21 protein-coding genes and 1 pseudogene are annotated in these 21,631 nt (G+C 57.0%); 14 read left to right on the top strand and 8 right to left on the bottom strand.

The genetic code is table 11. From position 1 onward, the window contains the following. The first annotated feature begins 83 nt into the window (after positions 1-83). Both HVO_RS02415 and HVO_RS02410 read left to right on the top strand, forming a co-directional pair. A complete protein-coding gene (locus tag HVO_RS02415; RefSeq protein ID WP_049941494.1) occupies positions 84-737 on the top strand; it encodes a hypothetical protein in 654 nt (217 codons plus the stop codon). 81 nt (positions 738-818) lie between these two features. Further along, the gene (locus HVO_RS02410) at positions 819-1,502 is read left to right on the top strand and encodes a cyclase family protein (protein ID WP_013035153.1); all 684 of its coding nucleotides are present in this window, start codon (positions 819-821) and stop codon (positions 1,500-1,502) included. Between the two features lie 117 nt (positions 1,503-1,619). Here the strand turns inward: HVO_RS02410 and HVO_RS02405 are convergent, their stop codons facing one another. Both HVO_RS02405 and HVO_RS02400 read right to left on the bottom strand, forming a co-directional pair. Further along, entirely contained in the window at positions 1,620-1,904 is a 285-nt protein-coding gene (locus tag HVO_RS02405; protein ID WP_004062180.1) for a PadR family transcriptional regulator, read from the bottom strand. Between the two features lie 319 nt (positions 1,905-2,223). After that, complete coding sequence (locus tag HVO_RS02400; protein ID WP_013035143.1) at positions 2,224-3,048, bottom strand: IS5-like element ISHvo1 family transposase; 825 nt, start codon at positions 3,046-3,048, stop codon at positions 2,224-2,226. Between the two features lie 183 nt (positions 3,049-3,231). Here HVO_RS02400 and HVO_RS02395 point away from each other — a divergent pair, with 183 nt between their 5' ends. From HVO_RS02395 to HVO_RS19780, 10 genes are all read left to right on the top strand, one after another. After that, positions 3,232-4,530: an IS4-like element ISHvo13 family transposase gene (locus HVO_RS02395; RefSeq protein WP_013035180.1), complete on the top strand. Its 1,299-nt coding sequence runs from the start codon at positions 3,232-3,234 to the stop codon at positions 4,528-4,530. A 141-nt stretch (positions 4,531-4,671) separates the two neighbouring features. Beyond that, entirely contained in the window at positions 4,672-4,980 is a 309-nt protein-coding gene (locus HVO_RS02390; RefSeq protein ID WP_013035079.1) for a toxin-antitoxin system TumE family protein, read from the top strand. Further along, positions 4,961-5,428, top strand: a complete 468-nt coding sequence (locus HVO_RS02385; RefSeq protein WP_004062178.1) for an HVO_A0114 family putative DNA-binding protein — start codon at positions 4,961-4,963, stop codon at positions 5,426-5,428. The genes HVO_RS02390 and HVO_RS02385 overlap by 20 nt, the downstream gene beginning before the upstream one ends. A 1,267-nt stretch (positions 5,429-6,695) precedes the next feature. After that, positions 6,696-7,862 carry an ISH3-like element ISH51 family transposase gene (locus tag HVO_RS02380; RefSeq protein ID WP_013035157.1) on the top strand — a complete coding sequence of 389 codons (1,167 nt, stop codon included), beginning with the start codon at positions 6,696-6,698 and terminating at the stop codon, positions 7,860-7,862. 638 nt (positions 7,863-8,500) lie between these two features. Continuing rightward, positions 8,501-8,992, top strand: coding sequence for a hypothetical protein (locus HVO_RS02375; protein WP_013035224.1), 492 nt, complete (start codon positions 8,501-8,503; stop codon positions 8,990-8,992). 18 nt (positions 8,993-9,010) lie between these two features. Further along, positions 9,011-9,253, top strand: coding sequence for a hypothetical protein (locus tag HVO_RS02370; RefSeq protein WP_004043333.1), 243 nt, complete (start codon positions 9,011-9,013; stop codon positions 9,251-9,253). A gap of 173 nt (positions 9,254-9,426) precedes the next feature. Continuing rightward, complete coding sequence (locus HVO_RS02365; protein ID WP_004043334.1) at positions 9,427-9,822, top strand: DUF7567 family protein; 396 nt, start codon at positions 9,427-9,429, stop codon at positions 9,820-9,822. 86 nt (positions 9,823-9,908) lie between these two features. Next, positions 9,909-10,247, top strand: coding sequence for a hypothetical protein (locus HVO_RS21190; protein ID WP_004043335.1), 339 nt, complete (start codon positions 9,909-9,911; stop codon positions 10,245-10,247). 73 nt (positions 10,248-10,320) lie between these two features. Continuing rightward, a complete protein-coding gene (locus HVO_RS02355; protein WP_004043336.1) occupies positions 10,321-11,250 on the top strand; it encodes a M78 family metallopeptidase domain-containing protein in 930 nt (309 codons plus the stop codon). 68 nt (positions 11,251-11,318) lie between these two features. Further along, positions 11,319-11,726 (top strand): SWIM zinc finger family protein, encoded by a 408-nt coding sequence (locus HVO_RS19780; RefSeq protein WP_081442875.1) that lies wholly within the window; start codon positions 11,319-11,321, stop codon positions 11,724-11,726. Positions 11,727-11,759: 33 nt separating this feature from the next. Here the strand turns inward: HVO_RS19780 and HVO_RS02345 are convergent, their stop codons facing one another. Then, positions 11,760-11,945, bottom strand: a complete 186-nt coding sequence (locus tag HVO_RS02345) for a hypothetical protein (RefSeq protein ID WP_013035020.1) — start codon at positions 11,943-11,945, stop codon at positions 11,760-11,762. A 297-nt stretch (positions 11,946-12,242) separates the two neighbouring features. Here HVO_RS02345 and HVO_RS21505 point away from each other — a divergent pair. Next, a protein-coding gene (locus HVO_RS21505; protein WP_144064020.1) for an IS630-like element ISHvo16 family transposase occupies positions 12,243-13,243 on the top strand; the annotation gives its coding sequence in 2 pieces (ribosomal slippage) (positions 12,243-12,735 and positions 12,735-13,243; 1,002 coding nt in all). A 142-nt stretch (positions 13,244-13,385) separates the two neighbouring features. Further along, a pseudogene (locus tag HVO_RS02330) lies at positions 13,386-13,625 on the top strand (TFIIB-type zinc ribbon-containing protein); the annotation flags it as partial. Between the two features lie 290 nt (positions 13,626-13,915). Here the strand turns inward: HVO_RS02330 and HVO_RS02325 are convergent. From HVO_RS02325 to HVO_RS02305, 5 genes are all read right to left on the bottom strand, one after another. Further along, on the bottom strand, positions 13,916-15,547 hold the full coding sequence (locus HVO_RS02325) for a long-chain fatty acid--CoA ligase (protein WP_004043343.1): 1,632 nt from the start codon (positions 15,545-15,547) through the stop codon (positions 13,916-13,918). 58 nt (positions 15,548-15,605) lie between these two features. Further along, entirely contained in the window at positions 15,606-17,558 is a 1,953-nt protein-coding gene (locus HVO_RS02320) for a 3-hydroxyacyl-CoA dehydrogenase/enoyl-CoA hydratase family protein (RefSeq protein WP_013035133.1), read from the bottom strand. Between the two features lie 126 nt (positions 17,559-17,684). Further along, entirely contained in the window at positions 17,685-18,830 is a 1,146-nt protein-coding gene (locus HVO_RS02315) for an acyl-CoA dehydrogenase family protein (RefSeq protein ID WP_004043345.1), read from the bottom strand. 133 nt (positions 18,831-18,963) lie between these two features. Next, complete coding sequence (locus HVO_RS02310) at positions 18,964-19,806, bottom strand: amidohydrolase family protein (protein WP_013035227.1); 843 nt, start codon at positions 19,804-19,806, stop codon at positions 18,964-18,966. Between the two features lie 56 nt (positions 19,807-19,862). Beyond that, the gene (locus HVO_RS02305; protein WP_004043347.1) at positions 19,863-21,317 is read right to left on the bottom strand and encodes a YjiH family protein; all 1,455 of its coding nucleotides are present in this window, start codon (positions 21,315-21,317) and stop codon (positions 19,863-19,865) included. Between the last annotated feature and the right edge of the window lie 314 nt (positions 21,318-21,631).

Raw genomic sequence — 21,631 nt, 5'->3', positions numbered from 1 at the left:
TTGGCGTCAGTTCCATATTAGACCGTTATGGAGAGCAGTATCTCCTCGATCTGTAAGTAACCGTACGAGTGGAGAGATTTGAGATGGGTGTTCGAATCAGCGAGTCCGAGAGCGTTCCCGCCACGTTGCGTAGCCGAGACGCAATTCTTCCTGGAGTGATGACGGTGATCTTGGTTGCGACCTTTACCTATCTCTCCCCAGGGTTATCACTGATCACCACGTTCGTTCCTGCTATTATTCTCGCATACGTGTGCTATTTATTAACGAGCTTTCAACGAATGCCTGATCCAAGTCGGGTGCTCCCCGTCTACTTGATCGCATTTGCTGTCCAGTTCTTACACTTCGCCGAGGAGTTTTCGACCGAATTCTACACCCGCTGGCCGGTTGAGGTTTTCAACGCAGCCCCGTTCGAGCTCACGACGTTCGTTCAGATCAATATGGTCTCATACGCTGCGTTCGCTCTCGGTGCGGTCGCCATCCACCGTGGTATCAAGGGTCCAATGCTCATCGTCTGGTTTTTCACCCTTATGGGGGTCATCGGAAACGGCGTTCTACATCCCATCTATCCGATCCTCGCGACCGGCGAGTTCGGCTACTTTCCCGGACTCTATACGTCCGTCATCTATCTGATTTTAGGCCCGATCCTGTTTCGTCGTCTGTGGGAAGTCCGAAGCGATAGTGGTAGTGCTGTGAACCATGACGTTGAGACGAACAGCAACACTGGGAGTAGTCAATGAGACCTTTCAGCGACCGAGATACTGTAGAAACAATGAAACACCAAGCAGGAGTCGTATCCAATGTCGAACAAGGTAACTAGTATGAAGTTCGTCGACTTGAGTCACACGTTCGAAGACGGGATGCCGGGGTTCCGTCAAAAGAACGATGACGGGACACACACGGAGTACACTGCAGAAGTATATCCGTTTTTCACACACGAGGAGTCTCGGGAGAAGTACGAAGGCAAATCCGCGTTCGAGGTTACCGAAATGCGGTTCCAGACGTCCATGGGAACGTATCTAGATTCACCGTATCATCGACATCCCGAGGGTCGTGACATCAGTGATCTTGACATCGGCGAGCTGGTACTTCCTGGGACGGTCGTCGATGCTCGTGGGCTTGCTGGCAACGAAGAATTGACTGTTGACGCACTTCCCCAGGAGTCTGCCCTCGCAGGTACCGCCGTCCTGTTCAATTTTGGATGGGACGAACACTGGGGCACAGAGCAGTACCGATCCTACCCATACATCTCTGAGGCCGTCATTGAGAGACTAATCGATGCAGATGTTTCTCTGGTTGGCGTAGACACGCTAAACGCCGACGACCACCAGAACCCCGCCCGCCCGGCCCACACTCGACTCCTTGACGAAGAGATCTTCATCGTCGAGAATCTCTGCAACCTTGATTCGCTCGGTGGTGAGTCATTCCGATTCTTCGCTGTGCCGATCAAAGCCAAAGACACTGCTGCAATGCCTATTCGTGCGTTTGCCGAAGTTGACCAGTGAGACGAGAAGTCGGTATTCGTAATGTGTGGCAGAAGATACTGGCCGGATTAAGCGATTTAAACAGCACGTTCCCCCACTAGTTGTCTGTCATCCCAGCTACTCGTCTCGTAGCAGCAGTCAGGTGGTCAGTTCGCTGGTATACTGTTGTTCCCAGTCGTCACGGGCTTCGATTTCTCGACGACCGCGAGCTGTAATCGCGTAGACGTTCGTTCGGCGGTCCTTTTCGCCTTTGTCGAGCAGTCCCTTCTCAACGAGCGTGTCGAGATTGGGGTACAGCCGGCCGTGGTGGATCTCGGTTTCGTAGTAGTCCTCGAGTTGGTCTTTGATTGCGAGTCCGTGTGGTTCATCCAAGCCGGCGGTGACGTACAGCAGGTCTCGTTGGAACCCGGTCAAATCGTACATTTTGCTGCCCACAGCTAGTTTAAGAATACATATACGTTTGTTGGCCATCGGCCGGGTTTCAGAGTGACCTCGCTGGACGAACGTTTATATCGGAAGATACAGCCACGACGCGGTATGCCGCCCTCCCGTGACCCGGCCGCGGAACTTCGACTGAACGAAGACGCTCGTTGGTGAGGTGCAAGTAGCATTCGGCCACGTCCTGCTGCGATTGAAAACGGGCTTGAGACGAACTTTCCCACACGAGAGTTAAGCACCGCGTGAGATGGCGTTGAATACCGTTCAAAGGCTCTGGTGAATCGCCATACAGCGGTTGATTTGGCTATGTTGCGGCACGCTTGATATTGTGAACGACACATTTCAAAACGAGTTCACGAAATTCACGGTACCACGTTCGCGCTCGCACGGCGTCGCCGTGCGTGCGCTTGATCGACGAGAAGACAGTCTCACACATCGATCTCTGGCGGTATCGAGGCCCATCGACCCGCGCGTTATGCGCGTGGTCGATGGGCCGGAAGATACGATGTTTAATCAGCGGTCTCACGCCTTCCTCGCGTAGTTTTTCGCGTAACTGCATCCAGTCGTAGCCTTTGTCAGCGGCGAGGCTGTGCAGGTCGCCTGCGTTGCGGCAGGCGACCTGCCAGCCGAGTTGTGTGTCGTGGGTCTTCTCGGTCGTACAATGAACGTCGAGAACAGCTTGCGTTTGCGTATCGACGAGAGCCGTCGCTTTGAGTGTCTGAACGTGGTAATTCGTGCGGCGGCAGTAGTGCTTGCTAGCGTTTTCGCGGTCAAAAAAGGTGGCATCGATGGCGGCGTGACCCGAGGGGTCGTGCAGCTGCGCCGACAGGCGCAGCAGCACTCGCCAGACCTTCATCTGAAACCTATCAAACGCCTTAACTAGTGTCGAGTGATCAGGGAGATCGCCCTCTTCGAGGCCGATCTCGGCGAGAATATGCGGCATTTCGCTCAGCAGATCCAGTGCGTTGCGGTACGACTCATCGAGGTAAATCCGCAGACAGTGCAGCGATACGAGAGCGTAGTCGGCGAAGCCGCCACCCCCTTCGGGGGCGGCGACTTCGCCTCGGTCACCAACAACATTTTTAGCCAACGTGACCGCCTTCTTCGTGAAGCGGGAGATTTTCGACATAGAGCATCGACGGTTTCCCGCTTCATCTTCCAAATTCTACCGGTCGAAACCGACGCCGTCTAGTGATTCACCAGAGCCCGTTCAAAGAAAGGGTACGGACCATCCGTGTTCGGTTAAGAAGCAAAATCGAGAGACTGCGCTCTGTTGACGAAGTTATCGGTGTAGAACGCGTGGGGAGAGGTTGTGCTGAAGGAACTCTCCCCAGACCTTATTCGACGGCGGCTCACTTCGCTCTTTCCAGGAGAGCTTATCGAAGACATCGCGCGCGAGCGCGATGTCGTCCAACGCCACCGTCGAATCGATGTTACTGCCCTCGTTTGGACGCTCATCTTGGGATTCGCCGTCGGCGGCGAATCTCGCACGATCGCGGGGTTTCAACGTGCCTACGCCGCAGCGACCAATCAGACGCTCTCCCGTTCCAGCTTCTACGATCGGTTCACACCCGCACTCGGACAGTTACTCAGCGACCTCCTCGAACATGCTCTTGAGGAGGTCGCAGTGCCACACACACTCGCCCCGCAGCTCCAGCAGTTCCGCGATGTGATGATTGCCGATGCAACCGTTTTCCGGTTGCATCGGCTCCTGAGCGAGTTTCCAGCGACGCATCCTGACCAGTCAGGCGCGAAACTTCATCTCGTCCACAACCTCACGAAACAGACGATCGAGCGGTTCGAACTCACCGACGAACGAAGCCACGAGAGCAGCCAGTTCCGCACGGGGAACTGGCTGCGAGGGCGGTTGTTGCTGTTCGATCTCGGCTTCTACAGCTATCGTCGGTTCGCACTCATCGAGGAGAACGGCGGCTTCTTTTTGAGTCGACTGAAGACGAACGCAAACCCACGAATCACAGAGGCACGTCGGAAATGGCGCGGGCGCGCCATTTCCTTACCAGACCGTCGTCTTCAGGATGTTCTCGGTGGTCTTACACGCGAGATTATCGATGTAACCGCCGAGGTGAGCTTCAAACGGCGTCCGTACGGTGAGAAGCATTCGAGTGCGACGATAGAGTTCCGCGTCGTCGGTGTCCGCAACGAGGACACCGACGACTATCACCTGTACATCACGAACCTCCCAGATGAGTTCACGCCGGAACAAGTCGCAGCGTTGTACGGTGTACGGTGGGAAGTAGAAGTGCTGTTCCGTGAGCTGAAATCGATGTACGGGCTGGAGAAGTTCCAGACAAGCAATCCAGCAATCGTGGAGTTGCTGGTGGTAGCGGCTCTGCTGACGCTCACGGTCAGCAGAGCCTTGCTTGGCGTCTTTCAGAGGATGCACCCAGAAACGATGTTTCCACGAGAACGCTGGGCGAAGACCTTCCGGTCTTTCGCCCAGCTCATCCTCGAAGATCTAGCCCAGTCGTTCGGACATCCACCGCCGAACTTGGCTGAGCTCATGTTTTGCAACGCACGCCAACCAGAGAAATCACGCCTCTTACTCAGCGAACGAGTAGCTGAAGCATTCAGAACGGAGGTTAGAGCTTAACCGAACACAGATGGGTACGGACGAAGTCCTATCGCTAAAAAAGCTCAAAGCGGTGCTGAGTGTACGGAATCTGTCTGTTGGGGGACGTTCCAAACGCTAAGCTTTAACATTGTTGGGGTTGTAACACAACATAGGAAAACGATGCCTGCAAGGGTTGTGTACCGGGACGAAAACGAGAAGCCAGATGGAAGTCGGTATGAGATGGTCGCGTGGCAGGTCCCCTCAAGCGAAGACTTCCCGCAGGGACTGAAATACAGCTTTCAGTACATGGACGCTGACGGCGACACACTCCTGCGGTATGATAACTCGCCGTACCACTTGGATGTTGGTCGACACCACCGACATACACCCGAGGGCGACATCATGAAGTTGGAGTTCACAGGGCTGTCCGACCTAGTCAACGATTTCCAAACCGAGGTGAACGAGATCTATGAGCAACGAACCAACTGACACTGAACCGACGCACGACGAATTCACTCCCGACCCGGACGAGGTCGAGTACCCTTCGACTCTCCGTATCACGTCGCTCCCAGCAGAACAGGCGCAGGCGGCGGCTCTTGAGCGGGCCGAACGGTGGGAGCAGGGTGAAGAGGTACCGCATGTCGTCAACTTCGAGGATCGGACGCGGCTCCGCCAACTGCTAACCGACCGGCGGATGGAACTCCTCGAAGAGGTGATGGAACGCCCGCCCGAGAGTATCCGCGCACTGGCTAGTCGCTTGGAGCGCGACGTCCACGATGTGCACGACGATCTACACCTACTAGCTGAGTACGATATCGTCCACTTCGAGAAGGATGGTCGCGCAAAGAAGCCGTACGTCCCCTACGATACGGTCCGGATTGAGGTTGAGTTCGGTCTGCCGCGTGATGAGGGGTCTTCGTCGCCCGCATCAGCGTAGCCGGAGATTCGCGGTTACGATTTTCTTGAACCTGTTGAAACCTTCTTGGTGCTCCCGGTGGTACAACGCTGCTGGGACGCAGATTACTGAGGACTCCCGGCGTGAGAAGTTGCTCTCGGACCCGAAGACGTGGGTTGTCCCGGCGATTGCGCTTCGACGAACGTCTGTCGACGCCTCGCCATCACAGCCGACATCTACCTCACCAACACGGCAACTGCTCTGCTGTCAGTCGAGTGGTGAACAGACGCCGCATCGGTTCGACTCACACGAGGATAGTCCGCCTGCAGCGTGGGCTGGTGAGCCTGTCTGGCGGTGTTCCGTCTGTCGAACACCGCAGTACGGACCTCGCCCAGACGCTTGACGTTGATATCATCGACCGTGTGGTCATCGCGAGAAATATTGAGCGATACCAGCGGGACCCACGTATGCAAAACAAGCGGCAGTCTGATCAATGGCTGTACAACGACTGAGCAACTCAGCAGAAGTATTACCACTACTTCGGCCGACGGCCATCCCAGGGGGTACTCATCAAAATGCTCGACTACTTACCGCACGTTGGCGACATCGCGCTCAGTTCTGACACAGGCACTATGGCCTTAGAACTGATGATCGTTGGTGTCGTCTTCATCGTACTGTTCAAAAACTGAGTAGATTCAGACCTCGCGCGCAGCGTGGTAATTCGGGAAACACCTGCCAGCACGACGCGCTGTGTGTGTAGCTACCAAGAAAGTTATTTAGTACATGTGCGAAAAATTTATATTCGAAATGTATGTAGGACGACACACTCATCTTCTACTAACTGTTGGTACCTTGCTCTTCACAGTCTATTGGGCGTACAAGGGCTCTCCTCTCGTCGCAGCCGGATGGGCATTCATTACAATTTTGTATATTTTTGATTTAATCAGAGATAGACAGACTGACAGACATGGCAACTAACTGAATGAGCAGTAATTCTTCTGAATTCATCGGCAGAACAGCTCCACAGTTAGCATTCGATGTCTGCGACCTGCGCCAACTGCGGTCGTTCATCGATTGGATGGGAGTCCCAGAAATGGAATTGGAGACAGTAGTTCTCATCAAGGTTATCGACACCTAAGATGTCGACTCTCTCGGCGAAGTCCCTGACAACTCCGTGTACTGCGACCGGGGTTACATCTTTGTCTGGGGCTATCGTTACTGGCTCGTCAGCGCCCGCGTTGACACGATGCGATTTCCAGTCTCAGTACCTCACAAAGCCGTTTAGTTAGAAGGTCTGCTTGCTGAAGATGTGTCCAACAACCAGCAAACAGACGATGAAATCCACGAGGACCAGCTCCTTAACTTCCTCGTCAACTCTCTTGACGAGGAAGTTGCTCTCTCACTCGCTGAAAACGCTGAACTCGATGCTGAAGACATCTACGAGGTCCTCGTCGGCGCCTGCGCCGACGGGACCTCGGTCTCTACACTCTGCAAGAGAAGCGAAGATGCACCTCACGAAAACTCGGTTCTCTACCATCTCCGCACCAAGTTCGACCTCGAGACGCTCGAACAAATCGGGAACACGCTCCTCCAGAAAGACGTTCTCGACGTCCTTCCCCAGCAGGTGGAGGTCTGCGCAGACCTCCACCTGCGGCCCTACTACGGCGACGAAGACGATACAGACGGCCTGTATCACTCACAAGCGAAGCGTGGAACCACCGCGTTTCACGCGTACGCGACACTGTACGCACGCGTGAAGAACAAACGCTACACGCTGGCGGTGCGCCGTCTCGAAGACGGCGACACCGCCAGCAGTGTCCTCGCAGAGTTCCTCGGTATTCTCGACGGCCTTGACCTCGGTGTCAAGGCCGTCTATCTTGACCGCGAATTCTACGACAGCAAGTGTTTGACGCTGCTTCAGGCGCACAACCACGCCTACGTCATGCCGATCGTCCGCTGGGGACGGACGATCAAGCGAGAACTCTCAGAAGGGTGGAGTCGCGTGATTCAGCACAGTCTGACAGCGAAACTCGACGGTCACAGCTGGACCGTCGAGTTTCCCGTCTACATCGACTGTACCTACCAGAACGGACGGTACGACGAACATGGCGTGGCGCGTCACGGCTACGCCGCTGACGCGCCGTTCATCGACTCACCACGGGACGCTCGATACCACTACGCGAAACGCTTCGGTATCGAGGCAAGCTATCGACTCTCCGAGCAAAGTATCGCGACGACCTCGACACAAAATCCGGTCGTACGGCTGTTGTACGTCGTGGTGAGCCTGCTGTTACAGAACGTCTGGCGGTATTTGCACTGGGAGTACGTGGCGACGCCCCGCCGTGGGGGGCGTCGCCTCTGGGAGTGGTCGTTCAAGGAGTTCATCAATATGGTCCGTCGAGCAGCGTGGACGGCCCTCGCGGTGCGTCGGGCCGTCCCCGCGAACCGACCACCAGACGACCGGTTCCACCGGTAACTCCCGACCGGGCTAGCCAACAGTGGGAGTGGCGACGCTGTCGCGTCGGCGGCAGCCGCCGCCGACAGCGACGGCTCTCCGCCGATCCGTCCATGATTCTGTCGTCGAGACCGCCAATGCAACCGCTCGGCCACAGAATTCAGGCTTCAGAGACAGCTAGGCGAGGATGCTTTGTGAGGTACTGAGTCTAGCATGCCAGATTCGGTTTCGAGCGCGAGGTGGAACGTCTGCGCTCCGTCATCCGTATTCCGGAGTTCGACGTTCACCTCTTGAAGGGATCCGTCGGACGTGAACGGGGCGATACAGCCGGAGAACCCGAACAACGTGGCGGTCGCACCGAGGAGGACATTGCGGCGTGCACGCATCCGACTATATCCGAGATTAGTAAGTATGTTATCATTTTTGAGCGGGTCGACTCTTTCAGGCGAGATATCATGCCAGGGTCCGACTTGAACCCTAAGTTCAGCATGGCTCCAACGACTGCTAGCTCAACAGATCGAGTCCACCATCTCCTCCAGAGCAACAGTACACGTGAACACTGGTGTATCGTAATGGGTTGTGTTTGTGTGCGCCGGCGATGGGCGCCGGCGCAGGGGGTCGGACAGACATCGACTCCTGAGTCGGCGAGGTGACGACGAATGCACCAAGTAATCTACGCACTCGTGACTGCATCGACAACAGACCAAGCCCTCTCGCGGGCCGCTGACGTATTCGACCAACTGGTGGGTGCTGCACCGCACGCCGAGGCGGTGTTCGACTACTATGTGACGTTTGATGACGACTCAACAACGGTCGCCGGCAGCGCCCGGTGGGGTGACCTCCCAGTTGCAGCACCCGTTGGCTCGGAGGATGGCCAGGAACTCCTCGAGAGCGGGTGGCAGGCGACGACACGCGAGTTCGAGCGGAATCTCGAGCGTGTTCGAGAGGGCGTTGACGACCTCGACGCTGCGGCGATCATGCGCGATGAGGACCTCGTCAGGCATGCGTGCCACAATCTCGGGACGTACCGTGGGCCGGCGGTGTACCTCTACGACGAGTTCGCTGACGGCGTTCGGCATCGCGAGCGACTTGAGCAGCTCGTCGGGTCGAACGATCATCTGTGGATCGTTCCCGCTGATGTCCATTACTGACTTTGGAGGCTGTGGCCAATGGTATTCTTGAGAGAGACACTTCCTGATCGTGGTATTGCTGTTCGAATCGTCATCGACGACGTGGCTGACACCTATCGTGTCGAGTACACGCCGCTGTCCGGTGGTGTGGTGACCGACGAGTGGACTGTGTTCGGTGGCTCTGTTGGCTATGATGCGTCGGTGTTTTCGACTGCCGCCGCTGCACATGCGTTTGTCGAGCGCGTTCGAACGACCTCACACGACGACATTCTCGCGGAGTGAGCAGTGGATACAGACGGAGCGACCAAGTAGGAAGGAGGTGCGCTTGGTGTTGTTTTTGCGCCGCCCAAAGGGGCGGAGGCGCAGTAACAGATGCAAATTCCAACGCTGGCAGTCGAGTTGTCTCACTTCCCACACCACCCGCTCGTGACACCTGCAACGGTGGTGAATGATCGATGAGTCTCGAGCGCGTGTTCCGTCACGACGAGGCGCTGTTCGAATTTCTGTGGTGTCCGGTGTGTGGCACGGAAGCGTTCACGCACATTCCCTTCGAGGGGGTGTTCTGCACTGAGTGCAATACCAGCGTGACGTGCCGTGAGTCACCTGAGTCGCGGGGGTACGATGAGGCGGTCATCATCACATTCGACGCGACGACGACGTGGAATCTCCACGTCGACGAGAAACTTCGCCGGCCGCTTCCCGACGACGAAGCACGCGTTAAGATTCTCGGTGCGCCCGGTGACTATCACGTCGATTGGTGGGCACCAACCACGACTGAAGACTGGACGCCAGTCAAGCGCAACGAGTTCGCTGACGAACCCGAACCCGAGGAGGTGTCGCACCTCGCATAGCGTCGGTCGGGACTAGCGCGACATCGAGATTTTTTGCGCCCGTGATGGGTGCGGGCTGAAGACACAGTCCGTGTGACGTGATCTCCATGAGTCACCAACAAACAGAGTCAGACGTCTCGATCGACGAGATTCCAGTCGACCTCGACCTCGTGCATCGTTCGGAGTTCACCCGAGCCGATATTCCCGATGAAATCGAGTCGATTACGTGGTCTCTTCTGAGCGAACAACCGCCGACGAATCCGCTCGTCGTGCTTAAAGCCGCTCGCTGGTGGTACATCCACGGGGCAGGTGAGTCCAATCCTGCGTACTGCTGGGCGATTGAGTGGGTTCGACACCTCACGACCGGTGAGGCGACTGCGAGCGGCCTGTTCGGCGAGTGTCGACAGTACCTTCACAGTCTCGAGTGCGAGGACACCGACCAGTAGTTCGCCCCGCTGTTTTTTGTGCGCCCCAGAGGGGTGCGGCGCGTCCTGGAGGGACGCATCAGAACTGAAACCAATGGCAACAACGAGTTCTCCGTCGGTGTCGTTCGACGAGACCGACACGCGACACGATGAGATGCATCGCACGATCGAACAATGGCTTGCAGACCTCGCTGCCGACGTCGACGACGCTCGGGCGAGCGAGCAGTTCCAAGCGTGGTTGGACGTCCAGAGCGAGTTCCACGACTACTCTCACCGCAACACACTCCTCATCACCCTCCAGTGTCCTGAGGCGACGAAGGTTGCTGGTTACCGGACGTGGCAAGCAGAGTTCGACCGATACGTCGAGGAAGGCGAGTCGGCAATTTGGATTTGGGTGCCGATCATCACGACCCAATGCCCCGAGTGTGGGAACGCACCGAGCTATCACGAAAACAGCGAGTGTGAGTACGACGAGACGCCGCCCGAAGAGTGGTCGGAGGGCCTCGTGGGCTTCAAGCCTGCACCAGTCTTCGACATTTCGCAGACCGAGGGCGAACCACTTCCAGAGTTGGATACGGCGGCGACCGGTGAGTCTGACACACTCGTTGAGGATCTCACTAACATCGCGTCGGACCTCGGTGTGACCATCCGCATTGTCGATCCCGATGAGTGGCGACATGGAGAGGCGAAGGGCGTCTGCCAGTCGCGGAGTGTCCAGGATCTCACCCCACTCGTGGAAGTGAAGGATCGGTCGAATCGCGCAGACCTCGCATCGACGATCATCCACGAGTACGCGCATGCGATTCTGCATTTCGATATTACTGACGCGACCGAGCGGGCGAAACGCGAGGTTGAAGCGGAGGCCGTTGCGTACGTCGTTGGTCGATACCTCGGCTTGGATGCGAGTGGGTCGGCGTTCTATCTCGCGGCGTGGCAGGGCGACGAGACAGACGTGCTGCAAGAGCGACTGGGTCGGATTAGTGGGACGGCCGAAGAGATTCTGTCGACACTCGACGCGGTCTAACCCCATCTGCCGTCCGGCGCAGTTTTTCTATGCGCCCGAAGGGGTGCGCGCATTGCGCGCTGGCTACCATGATTCCTGTACTACCAGAGTTCGATCCACCTACGCGTGTTCTCAAGCGAGCGCAGTACGAGGCGTTCGCGTTCGAACTCCTTGATGGCGATGTCCGTGTACGCAACGAGAGCTATACCGATCCGGACGTGCACGAGTACCGCGTTCGAATTCAGGACGGCGTGCCCGAGTCGTGTTCGTGTCCCGCTGATGCGAGCGGCAACGGTCCGTGTAAGCATCGAGTTGCGGTCGCGATTCGCCCACGAATACTCGAACTCGCCGTCAAGATGCGCGTCGTCGCAGATGGTGGGTCAACATCGTGCGGGGATGATGACACAGCAGACCTGCCCTGCGAGTGTGAACAGCTCTCTGAAGCTCTTCCTTGTTGGAACTGTATCGACGCTGGGCGGCGTAAGCTGTCTGAGTAGTCGTGTGGGGTTTCGTACGTCACCAATCACCCATTAGTCGTCGGACTGCTGGGACGCAGCGTACGCACCAGCAAACTGCTCGCGCATCTCTTGTCGGAGCAGTTCACTCATGACTTCGTAGACGACCGGTTGCGGGTACTTCTCGAGGAGGCGTTGGACATCGGCTGCACATTTGCTTTTTTCAGTCGCAAAGTTCGCAGTCCATGGTGAGCTACTCATACAAGACTGTCATTTGTTGTCTCAGTTAACTGTTTGCCTGGTTAGAAACTCCTACTAACGCAGTCCGCAAACCGTGACTCACAGATATCCAATAACTCGAGTGTCGAGTGTACGAAACTCGGTGGGCACAAGGCCCACGAGGAAGTTATCAAGGGGTGGGCGCGGATGGCTTGGTACGCGATTTCGCACCCGTTGCAGAACAGGGCGCGTCTTGTGTGACACGTCGAGCCTGCAACGATAATCCACCTACTATAGTAATCGTTAGAACTTTTTACTCAGAGACTCTTGTAAGAGATAGTGAACCATCTCGACGAGATTTCCGTCGAGGAATTACAAGACACTCTCGACAACGTGGACGGAAAGAAGCCGACACAACGGCTCTTAGCGGCTATCGCGTACAAGAACGGTGTCACGCAGACCGAGCTAGCCGAGTGGTACGGTGTTCAACGCCGGACGATCTACAGCTGGCTCAAGCGACTCGACACCGACGAGTCGCTTGAGCAAGCCGTTTCTGACGATAAACGAACCGGAAGGAAGCGAAAGCTTTCAGAAACACAGCAAAGCGAATTTCAAGAGACCGTCCACGAACCTCCTGAAGAAGTTGGGCTCGACGCGCCGGCGTGGACGCCGGCGCTTGCCCAAGAATTTCTCGAGGAAACATACGGCGTCGAGTATTCAATCCCGAGTTGTCGGCGGTTGCTGAAAGAAGCGGGATTGAGATATCAGAAACCACGCCGTACAGCCGCCGAAGCCGACGAAGACGAGCAAGAAGCGTTCTACGAAGAACTCAAAAAAAGCGGCGGAAGATGGACGCCACCGTAGTCTGTATCGACCAAACCAAGAAATCCGTGCAAGTTGAGCCGCGTGCCGCGTGGTTTCCACGTGGCACGCGGCCCTCGGTCAAACTCTCTGGTCAACGCGACTGGACGTGTCTGCTGGGCGCGATCACCGAGGACGGTGATCGCTTCTTTTCACGATTCGAGGAGTACGTCACCGCTGAACACGCGAAACATTTCATTTTAGCACTATGTAAAGAATTTGAAGATGACTTGCTCGTGGTGCTAGATGGTGCGCCGTACTTTCAAGCGTCGGCCGTCACGGACCTGGCGGCCCGTGACGACCTCGCGTTCGTGACGCTTCCATCATACTCGCCGGAACTAAACCCGGTTGAGGAGTGCTGGAGACAGCTTCAAGCAGCGTTGAGCAACCGGTTTTTCGACTCACTTGACGAGTTAACGACAGCGATAGACGCCGCTCTTGACCAGCTTTCGGTCCCAAAAGTGAGTAATTACTTCTAACGAATACTATAGCATGTTTGGTGTTGTGGTTCAATCATTTAATGACTCCCCAACTGAAGCCTGCTTGTTTGAGACGGCAACGGCGTTTTTTCAGCCCCTGACGGGTGCGGGGCGCACTAAATTGCGTCGCGCGGTGTTCGAGATGGCGACACGAGATGTCTACGAGCGACAGTTCGACGAATCGTGCGGGAAATCCTGTGGAAACGCCTCCTGTCCGGAGTGTGGCGGCCAGGTCATTACAGACGCTGGTGAACGACGGTGTGAGTCCTGTGGTCTCATCATCGACGGCCACGGCATCAACCGCGGCCCCGAGTGGCGGTCGTTCGAGCGCACGGAGCGCAAGCGAGTGGGCGCGCCGCGAACGCCGACGCGACACGACCACGAGGCACTCTGCCTTGATTATCTGTAGAATCTACGTTCGTAAAGACGCCACACCAAAACCGACTGACACGACTGATTCCACTGGGTGTGTTTGACTCGGTGTCACTCACGTCGGACCCTTCCCGACAGGTTCGATGACCGTATTCCCCCACCGCCATACCCATCACAATAAATCATCGACTGAAAGAGTTCCGCAGAGGACCGAGCATTCGAACGACTGCATGGAGACTAAACGCAACAACCGCACGAAAGTGTGACTGCTCGTCTGCACTACCGGGTCGATGACTCGGATTACTGCGCTGTTTCGTTTTCGAGCGGTAGCGATCCGTACCGGTCGCGGAACAACGAGCGGAGTATCTTCTTATCGTACTTCCCAGTACTGGTCTGGGGGATGTCGTCGGTGAAGATGAACTCATCAGGCAACCACCACTTCGGGAAGCGGTCGAGAAGGTGGTTCTTGAGTTCGCCCTCGCTCACGTCGTCGTTGGTGTTGACGTACACGACGGGGCGTTCCTGCCAACGGTCGTGCTCAACACCGATGACGACGGCCTCGACGACTTTCTCGTGGGCTACGACTTCGTTCTCGAGTTCGACCGAGGAGATCCATTCACCGCCGCTCTTGATGATGTCGTCGACGCGGTCTACCACGTCGAGATAGCCATATTCGTCGATGGTCCCAATGTCGCCGGTCTTGAACCACCCGTCGTCGGTGAAAGACTCCGCAGTGGCTTCGGGGCGAGCGAAGTATTCGTCGATGACCCACGGACTCCGGACCTGGATTTCACCGTTAGATTCGCCGTCGTGCTCGACGGGTTCGCCCTTCTCGTTCCGGAGTCGGATCTCCGCGCCCGGAACGGGGAGCCCCGGCTTGGTCTGGAGTTCGTACTGCTTTTCCTCGGGGAGGTTTCGAACTTTTTCGGTAAGCAGCGTATTGACGAGGTGTGGCGACGCTTCCGTCATCCCATAGCCCTGGATTATCGGTGCGTCGAACTCCTCGTAGAACCGCCGCATGACGGCTGGCGGCGGTGAGCTTCCACCGGTCAGAATCCGATCGAGGGTACTGATGTCGGCTTCGGGATGCTCGTCGATGTAGTTCGCCATGTCGGTCCAGATCGTCGGCACGGCAGCAGCGACAGTTACGTTCTGTTCACGGATCATCGCCTCGACAGCCTCCAGATCAGTGTGTTTCCCCGGAAGAACGAACGAAGAACCGTAGAACGTACCGCTGTAGGGTAGACACCAGCCGTTAACGTGGAACATCGGTACGACGGGGAGAATGACGTCTTTCTCGGTGATGCCGAAGGTGTCTTTCGCCCCGTAGTTCATGCTCAGGAGGAACAGTCCGCGGTGGGAGTAGGAAGCACCCTTCGGGAGCCCAGTCGTCCCCGACGTGTAGCAGATACCACACTCGGTGTCCTCGTCGAGGTCCGGCCATTCGTACTCCGTCTCGTATCCTGCGATGAACGACTCGTAGTCGGTGACCGAATCGAGGTCTGTCTCGGGGACGCTTTCGTCGAGGACGACGTACTGTTCGACGGTTTCGAGTTCCGGTGCGATCCGCTCGACGGTGTCGAGGAAAGCCTCGTCGAAGAACAGTACGCGGTCTTCGGCCTCATCGATAATTGTCGTGAGGTGTTCGTCCGGAAGCCGATGGTTCGTCATGTGGATGGACCGACCACTACAGGAGGGACCGTAGTACAACTCGTAGTGTCGGTAGTGGTTTGTAGCCATTACCGATACCCGGTCGCCGTGGTCGAGGCCGTAGTCGTCCAGCGCGTGCGCCAACTGGCAAATCCGTTCGTACGCATCGCTGTACGTGTAGCGGTGGTACCCCCCATCGTCAAGCTTAGTGACAATCTCCTTGTCGCCGAACTGGTCCACCGCCCGACGGAGCGTTTTCGTCAGTGTGAGTTCGTAATCCATCATGGCTGGTTATGTTAATACGCTATTCCAATATATTTCTTTGTTCAATGTCATCACTTCACTCACCAGTGAACTCTGGTTCGCGATCTTCGCGGAACGCTGTGACGCCCTCCACCATGTCGTCGGTAGTGATCAGGAGGCTGAATCCCTGTTTCTCGAGCGAGAGGCCGGATTCCAGGTCGACGTCCTGTCCCTTATCAATGATACGCTTGGCGACTTTGAGAGCGGTCGGAGGACCGCGTACGAAGTCGGAGACGTACGACTCAATAGTGTCATCGAGTTCATCTTCCGGGACAGCCTCGTTGAGTAAGTCAGCCGTCTCGGCCTCGGAGGCACTGAGGTGAGTGCCACGGAATATCATCTCCTTGGCGAGTGGTTCTCCGACTGTCCGAACGAGACGCTGAGTACCGCCGCCACCTGGGATGAGGCCTAAGTCGATTTCCGGTGACGCGAACGACGAGCCATCTGACGCAACGCGGAAGTCACACGCGAGGGAGAGTTCGAGACCGGCACCGAAGCAGTAACCGTCGATCTTTGCGATGGTGGGTCGTTCGAACTCGGCGACGGCGACCATCGTCTGGTCGATGTCCATCATAGAGATGGGGTCAGTCGTGGTGAAGGCCGTCACGTCGGCACCGGAGGAGAAGGCTTTGCCGCCGGCACCCTCGAATACGACACATCGCACGTCGTCGACGTCGGCGGTTGTCATCAACCGTTCGACTTCGGCGAACATGTCGTCGTTGAACGCGTTCAGACGCTCCTGTCGGTCGAGGGTCACCGAGAGGACACCGCGGTCATCGATCTCATGGTCCAGATAGAAGTACGGGCCGTCTCCGGAGTAGTCATAAAAACCCTGTCCGGCGGCTTCGCCAGTATTTCCGTCTTCAACCAGTTCCACAAGGTAATCTGCGGGCGCATAGCGGTCAGCACCGGTTTCCGAATAGAGCGATTCGAGTTTCTCGAGGACCGCATCTAGCCCGATCTTGTCGGCCGTTCTGCAGGTCCCTTCGGGTAACCCACCGCCGAGACGCATCCCGATATCGATATCTTCGGGTGTGGCGACACCGTCGCCGACGAGTTTGGCTGCGGCGTTTATCATCCGTGCCTCGATTCGGAGCGAGTCAACGCCGGCGAGGTCTTCGGGACCGTAGTCGACGCCGGGGCCGTCATCGTAGTCGTAGAAACCCGCGCCGGTCTTCCGGCCGAGTTTGTCGGCTTCGACCCGGTCTCTGATGGACTCGGGAATGGGCCGGTCCCACTGGTCGCGAGTATGGGCGAGGATGTCGAGGCCGCCGAAGTCATTGAGTTCACACGGTCCCATTGGATACCCCCGTTCGTACACCATCGTGGCGTCGACGCTCTCCACGGTGGCGGTGCCGTCGTCGAGCATCCACCCTGCCTCTTCCATGAACGGCGTCAACACGTTGTTCACCACGAATTCGGGAACGTCCTTTTGGACGTAGATCGGCGTCTTGTCGAGTGATTCCGCGAACTCATAGGCCGTTTCCGCGACGTCCTCGGTAGTTTTCTCGCCATAAACGACCTCTACAAGGTCCATCTTTACTGGTGGGTTGAAGAAGTGGAGACCACAGCACCGCCTGGGGAGGGCCACCTCTGCGGCGATGTCGCTGACTCGAAGACTCGACGTGTTCGTGGCGATGATGGTCTCGTCGGACGCGAACGCCTCGACTTCCGAGAAGATGTCCCGCTTCAGGCCGAGGTTCTCCGGGGCCGCCTCGATGACGATATCAGCACCTGAAACGGCAGCTTCGAGGTCAGTCGTCGTCTCGACCCGGGCGAGAATCTCCTCGGGAGAGTCGCTTAGCTGGCCCTTCTCGGCGAGCTTCTTGACGCTCCACTCCAACTGGTCGTATCCGTTCTGGACGTACTCGTCTTCGATGTCGCGGAGAACGACATCGTACCCCGCAATAGCAGATACCTCTGCGATACCGTGGCCCATGCTTCCTGCGCCGAGAACGGTCACAGTATCAACTTGGGATAAGCTAACCATTGTACGTAAGTAGAATTTTTACCAGGCTACTTAAAAGTAACTCACGCGATGTGGTCGGGTTCGACCACGGAAAACCGGTGTCCTCCCGTATCTCAGCGGCGACACGTCGACTCGTGGGAGTTGCCGCTACGACAGCAGTTCGCGCGCGATGATGCCCTTCTGAATCTCCGTCGCTCCCTCGTATATCTGTGATATCTTCGCGTCGCGGTAAAATCGTTCGACGTCGAAGTCGTTGACGTAGCCCGAACCGCCGTGAATCTGCACCGCTTCGTTCGTCACGTCGACGGCGACGCGAGAGGCGAACTCCTTGGCCATCGACGAGAGCGAGGTGTCGTCGTCATGCCCCTCCTCGACGCCCCACGTGGCTTTGTACGTGAGTTGTCGGGCAGCCTCGATGTTCGTAAACATCTCGGCGAGTTTGTGCTGAATCGCCTGGAACCCGCTGAGCGTCTGGCCGAACTGTTCGCGCTCCTGGGCGTACTCCAGTGCGCGTTCGGCGGCACCACGCGCGATCCCCAAGGCTTGAGCCGCCACCATCGTCCGCGTCTCGTCGAAGAACTGCATCTGCTGGTAGAACCCCCCGTCGACCTCGCCGACGAGGTTCTCGGCGGGCACACGAACGTCGTTGAGGATGAGTTCGGCGGTATCGCTGGCCCGCATCCCCATCTTCCCGGTTATTTTTTCAGCATCGAACCCGTCGCGGTCTGACTCAACGATAATCTGCGAAAATCCACCGTGTCGGCGTTCAGCGTCTGGGTTCGTCTCACAGAGCACGACGAAGTAATCGCCTACACTCCCATTCGTAATCCACATCTTGTTGCCGTTGATGACCCATTTGTCGCCGTCTCGCTCTGCTTGCGTGGCGATAGACGACACGTCTGAACCGGCCTGTGGTTCGCTGATGGCAGCACCCATAATCGCCTCACCCGTTGCGACCGGTGGGAGGTACGTCTCCTTCTGTGCCTCCGTCCCGAACGCGAGGATAGCCTCGCTTCCGAAGTCAGCGGAGGTGATACAAAGCGCCGTCCCGGGGTCGATGGCGAACAGTTCTTCGGTCAGAAACGCCCGTTCGAGCAGCGAGTACCCGACGCCGCCGTGCTCTACTGGGAACTGAGAACCGATGAGTCCCAGTTCGGCGGCCTGTTCCATAATCTCGTACGGATACCGCTCCGCGCTGTCGTTCTCGCTCGCCACCGGTCGAATTTCGTTCTCACCGAACTGGCGGACCTCTTCTAGTACTGCTCGCTGCTCTGCTGGAACCTCGAACTCCATACCCCCAATACAGACTCATCCTATCTAAGCCTACGGGGCTGCGCAGAATGTAATCGGCAGCAGGGACTCGCGCGTTGCAGGGGCAAGCCACCGAGCGCGCGGCGAGGAAAGCGTCTTGTCTACCGGGGTCTGCTTACAAGTTGAACACGCGTTCGGCGTTCTCGTGGAGGATCATCTCTCTCGTCTTCTCGTCGAAGTCGAGATTCTCGAAGTCATCGAGCCAATCGTCTGGTGCCACCATCGGATAGTCGGATCCGAACAGGACCTTGTCTGAGATTCGGGACTTGGCGTAGTGGATGACCTCGTCGGGGATGTACTTCGGTAGCCACCCCGAGAGGTCCATGTAGACGTTACTCTTGTGCGTGACGACGGAGAGTTGTTCTTGGTGGAAGGGCCACGCCGGGTGGGCGATGATGATAGTCAGGTCAGGGTGACGGGCAGCCACCTCGTCAATGTGGATCGGACGAGTGTGTTTGAGCATGAGCCCGTCGCCACCCGGACTCCCCGCACCGATTCCCGTGTGCCCTCCGTGAAACAGGACCGGTTTCCCGAGGTCTTCGAGGGTGTCCCAGAGGTCGTCGAATCGACGGTCGCTCGGCGTGAACCCCTGGACCGCCTGTTGGAACTTGAACCCGTCGAGGTCGAGATCCTCCAGGGCGCGGACAGCCTCCTCTCTCGCGGCCCGACCCATGTGTGGGTCGACGCTCGCATACCCCATGAACAGGTCGTGTTCGTCGCGTACGTCCGCGACCCAGTCGTTCGGGATTGGAGGGGTCCCAGTGTTTGACCGACTGTCGAGGGCGAACAGGACAGCCTTGTCGATGTCCCACTCACGGTACTTTTCGATTGTCGTCTCGATTGGCTCCGGTGAAAGGTCCTTGCCGAAGTAGTCCAAGGCGTGTTCGAGGGATTCGCCACCCTGTTCGAAGAACAATTCGTTTGCCGGATGCACGTGCGTATCGATAACTGTTGACATCACTAGGGAAGTTAGCGCAGGATAATAAAAAAGTACCTATTGAGATGACCGACTAATTAGAGTAATCCCAGGAAGGCGACGGAATGAGTAAGAAACGCACACACGGGAATCAAGACAAGCGTGCGCACAGAGAAGATTGCGACGATGTCTCGAAACCGCACCGGGACGTCCTCAAACATATCCATCATCATCGGTCCGGACGCGGAGAGGAAGAGAATCTGTCCACTCACGACGAGGAGAACGAAGAACTGAGCGGCCGGTTGGAGTGTGACTGCCGTCAACGCGGCGACGTACATGTCTGCGAACCCAATTACGAGCGCTGACGCGACGGTCTCGGCGTTCGGGATACCGAACAGCACGATGACCGGTTCCAGCGGCGTCGAGACCGTCTGGAAGACGGACGTGTTGTGGTAGAGGAGAAGCACGGTGGTCCCGACCGAGACCACGGTTCCGACGATAGTTGCGGTGAGCTGTAACCCGTCGATAAACCCCTTCCATGCCGAACGAGGCGTTGACATCCCCTCGGATTCGGCGACTGCTTCCCGAACTGCCAGCCGAAGGAAGTCACCTAGCGACCCGTGAAGGTTCGGCTCAACGGTCGGCTCAGCCACGTACTCCTCCGGAATATGTGAAAGTGGTGGCAGTCGAATGGAGATGACACCGACGGCGACGATTGCAAGGAGGTAGGCAAAGAGGACGACCGGGAATATCTCCAGCATCTCGAACGCGGACGCGAACACCCCGATGGTGCCAATGCTTCCAGTACCGAAACACGAACAGATGATGAACACCTCACGCTTGTTGTATCCGCCTCTATCGAACAGCTTTCGCGTGACGTAAAATCCGATTGCGAACGACCCCGCCCACGAGGCCGCACCGTCAAGTGCGGCCCGTCCGGGTAAGCCAAAGAGCGGCTTCATCACGGGTCGTGCGAGCGTCCCGACGAACTCAAGCGCCCCGCAGTCGACGAGTAGGTTCACGAAGATAGAGCCAAGCGGGATGATTATGACGATGCTGAGTACGAGCGTTCCCCAGACGACGTTGGAGATCTCTGGCGCAAGAAACCACGCCGGCCCGATTCCGAAGAGAAACCCGCTCGCCATGAAGGCGCCGGCGATTCGAAGTACCCAGAACGCACTTGACGTCGTCCAGATATCGAGGTGGAGCAGTTCAGCGGACTGGTCGTCGACCTGAATGACCTCACGGGAGTGTAACTCCGCAAGCGTAGTTAACACCGCGGCGACAACGACCATCAGCCACGACAGCCACAAGACGGCACCAGCAAACTGTCGCTCAATGCCCCCAACTACGATATCGAACGGAACCGTCAACGTACTTCCCTGCGGTACGGGAAACACGAAGAACGCGACCCCGAACGCGAACAGCGTTACGAACCGGAGCAGCGGGAGTGTTCCGAGTTCCGATAGCAGTACGTCGCCGATTGCTTTGCTTTCCTCTTCGGGCTCTTCCCACGTCTCGTGGTCACTGGTCCAAGCGTCTTGGTTGAACATGTATGATAGCAATTCACACCCATGAATTGAGGGGTGATAAATATACTGATTAATCCAACGTTTGTGCTGAACCACGTAACGCCGTGGTGAGGGCGCGGCCGCATCGCTCATTGAACACGCGTTCGGACTGGGAGGCTTGCTCAGTTCAATCCTCTATTGCTTCTCGAATGTCGTCTACTATTATTAGACGCAGCGATATCTGAGCGTGTGTATGCCTGTTTCGTGGGCCATCAGCCGCATAGATTACAAGCATACGTCTGTAATAGAAGGTGCGACTCAATTGCGGTATCTATCGAACGGTAGTCCATGAAATT

The sequence above is a fragment of the Haloferax volcanii DS2 genome (genome assembly GCF_000025685.1).
GTDB lineage: Archaea > Halobacteriota > Halobacteria > Halobacteriales > Haloferacaceae > Haloferax > Haloferax volcanii.
The sequence above is the reverse complement of the archived record's forward strand: the minus strand, read 5'-3'. Positions and strand labels throughout refer to the sequence as shown.

Bases quoted from the DNA above. Each gene is read 5' to 3' on its own strand.
- HVO_RS02415 (WP_049941494.1), top strand. From the start codon at position 84: ATGGGTGTTCGAATCAGCGAGTCCGAGAGCGTTCCCGCCACGTTGCGT.
- HVO_RS02410 (WP_013035153.1), top strand. From the start codon at position 819: ATGAAGTTCGTCGACTTGAGTCACACGTTCGAAGACGGGATGCCGGGG.
- HVO_RS02405 (WP_004062180.1), bottom strand. From the start codon at position 1,904: ATGTACGATTTGACCGGGTTCCAACGAGACCTGCTGTACGTCACCGCC.
- HVO_RS02400 (WP_013035143.1), bottom strand. From the start codon at position 3,048: ATGTCGAAAATCTCCCGCTTCACGAAGAAGGCGGTCACGTTGGCTAAA.
- HVO_RS02390 (WP_013035079.1), top strand. From the start codon at position 4,672: ATGCCTGCAAGGGTTGTGTACCGGGACGAAAACGAGAAGCCAGATGGA.
- HVO_RS02385 (WP_004062178.1), top strand. From the start codon at position 4,961: ATGAGCAACGAACCAACTGACACTGAACCGACGCACGACGAATTCACT.
- HVO_RS02375 (WP_013035224.1), top strand. From the start codon at position 8,501: ATGCACCAAGTAATCTACGCACTCGTGACTGCATCGACAACAGACCAA.
- HVO_RS02370 (WP_004043333.1), top strand. From the start codon at position 9,011: ATGGTATTCTTGAGAGAGACACTTCCTGATCGTGGTATTGCTGTTCGA.
- HVO_RS02365 (WP_004043334.1), top strand. From the start codon at position 9,427: ATGAGTCTCGAGCGCGTGTTCCGTCACGACGAGGCGCTGTTCGAATTT.
- HVO_RS21190 (WP_004043335.1), top strand. From the start codon at position 9,909: ATGAGTCACCAACAAACAGAGTCAGACGTCTCGATCGACGAGATTCCA.
- HVO_RS02355 (WP_004043336.1), top strand. From the start codon at position 10,321: ATGGCAACAACGAGTTCTCCGTCGGTGTCGTTCGACGAGACCGACACG.
- HVO_RS19780 (WP_081442875.1), top strand. From the start codon at position 11,319: ATGATTCCTGTACTACCAGAGTTCGATCCACCTACGCGTGTTCTCAAG.
- HVO_RS02345 (WP_013035020.1), bottom strand. From the start codon at position 11,945: ATGAGTAGCTCACCATGGACTGCGAACTTTGCGACTGAAAAAAGCAAA.
- HVO_RS02325 (WP_004043343.1), bottom strand. From the start codon at position 15,547: ATGGATTACGAACTCACACTGACGAAAACGCTCCGTCGGGCGGTGGAC.
- HVO_RS02320 (WP_013035133.1), bottom strand. From the start codon at position 17,558: ATGGTTAGCTTATCCCAAGTTGATACTGTGACCGTTCTCGGCGCAGGA.
- HVO_RS02315 (WP_004043345.1), bottom strand. From the start codon at position 18,830: ATGGAGTTCGAGGTTCCAGCAGAGCAGCGAGCAGTACTAGAAGAGGTC.
- HVO_RS02310 (WP_013035227.1), bottom strand. From the start codon at position 19,806: ATGTCAACAGTTATCGATACGCACGTGCATCCGGCAAACGAATTGTTC.
- HVO_RS02305 (WP_004043347.1), bottom strand. From the start codon at position 21,317: ATGTTCAACCAAGACGCTTGGACCAGTGACCACGAGACGTGGGAAGAG.